General features: G+C 48.2%; 9 tRNA genes and 1 rRNA gene. All 10 read left to right on the top strand.

The window, feature by feature from the left end:
- Positions 1–93: ribosomal RNA gene (gene rrf, locus BUC05_RS21100) — 5S ribosomal RNA — on the top strand; the annotation flags it as partial.
- Positions 94–110: 17 nt separating this feature from the next.
- Positions 111–186, top strand: a tRNA-Val gene (locus BUC05_RS21095).
- Positions 187–320: 134 nt separating this feature from the next.
- Positions 321–396: transfer RNA gene (locus BUC05_RS21090), tRNA-Thr, on the top strand.
- An 18-nt stretch (positions 397–414) separates the two neighbouring features.
- Positions 415–490: transfer RNA gene (locus BUC05_RS21085), tRNA-Lys, on the top strand.
- Positions 491–502: 12 nt separating this feature from the next.
- Positions 503–585 (top strand) — tRNA-Leu (locus tag BUC05_RS21080).
- A gap of 19 nt (positions 586–604) precedes the next feature.
- Positions 605–676 (top strand) — tRNA-Gly (locus BUC05_RS21075).
- Positions 677–695: 19 nt separating this feature from the next.
- A tRNA-Leu gene (locus BUC05_RS21070) sits at positions 696–781 on the top strand.
- Between the two features lie 19 nt (positions 782–800).
- Positions 801–877, top strand: a tRNA-Arg gene (locus BUC05_RS21065).
- 4 nt (positions 878–881) lie between these two features.
- A tRNA-Pro gene (locus tag BUC05_RS21060) sits at positions 882–958 on the top strand.
- Between the two features lie 7 nt (positions 959–965).
- Positions 966–1,041: transfer RNA gene (locus BUC05_RS21055), tRNA-Ala, on the top strand.
- Positions 1,042–1,089 lie beyond the last annotated feature (48 nt).

The raw sequence follows: 1,089 nt of genomic DNA, 5'->3' as shown, positions 1-1,089 counted from the left end.
CACACCCGTTCCCATGCCGAACACGGCCGTTAAGCTCTTTTGCGCCGATGGTAGTTGGAGGCTTCCTCCCGCGAGAGTAGGACGTTGCCGGGCAATATTTTATTTGCAATGGAGGATTAGCTCAGCTGGGAGAGCATCTGCCTTACAAGCAGAGGGTCGGCGGTTCGATCCCGTCATCCTCCACCATGCTTTGCTCTGTATTCTCAAGATTCTATTTTTAAGACAGGCTTTAAAAAGCTACTTGACGAATTAAGTGTAAAACGTTATTTTAGTAAACGGAGATATTTTTCAACAAAAATCAACGTTATTTTTACAATTATGCCGGTCTAGCTCAATTGGTAGAGCAACTGACTTGTAATCAGTAGGTTGGGGGTTCAAGTCCTCTGGCCGGCACCATTAATCCAAGTTAAGTCAGAGCCATTAGCTCAGTTGGTAGAGCATCTGACTTTTAATCAGAGGGTCGAAGGTTCGAGTCCTTCATGGCTCACCATAATATTGTTTTGCGGGTGTGGCGGAATTGGCAGACGCGCTAGACTTAGGATCTAGTGTCTTTATGACGTGGGGGTTCAAGTCCCTTCACCCGCACTTACAAAATTTATAAATTGCGGAAGTAGTTCAGTGGTAGAATATCACCTTGCCAAGGTGGGGGTCGCGGGTTCGAATCCCGTCTTCCGCTTTTTGTTTTTGCATCCCGTGCCGGGATGGTGGAATTGGCAGACACACAGGACTTAAAATCCTGCGGTAGGTGACTACCGTGCCGGTTCAAGTCCGGCTCTCGGCATATTGCCAACAATTTAATTGCGCCCGTAGCTCAACTGGATAGAGTACTTGACTACGAATCAAGCGGTTAGAGGTTCGAATCCTCTCGGGCGCGCCATTTACGGGAAGTAGCTCAGCTTGGCAGAGCACTTGGTTTGGGACCAAGGGGTCGCAGGTTCAAATCCTGTCTTCCCGACCATTACTATGGGGCCTTAGCTCAGCTGGGAGAGCGCCTGCTTTGCACGCAGGAGGTCAGCGGTTCGATCCCGCTAGGCTCCACCAAAAAAAGTGTTGACATTCACACTCAATAATGTTATATTAATTAAGTTG

Source organism: Shouchella rhizosphaerae (assembly GCF_900142675.1).
GTDB classification, from domain to species: domain Bacteria; phylum Bacillota; class Bacilli; order Bacillales; family Bacillaceae_D; genus Shouchella; species Shouchella rhizosphaerae.
The sequence above is the reverse complement of the archived record's forward strand: the minus strand, read 5'-3'. Positions and strand labels throughout refer to the sequence as shown.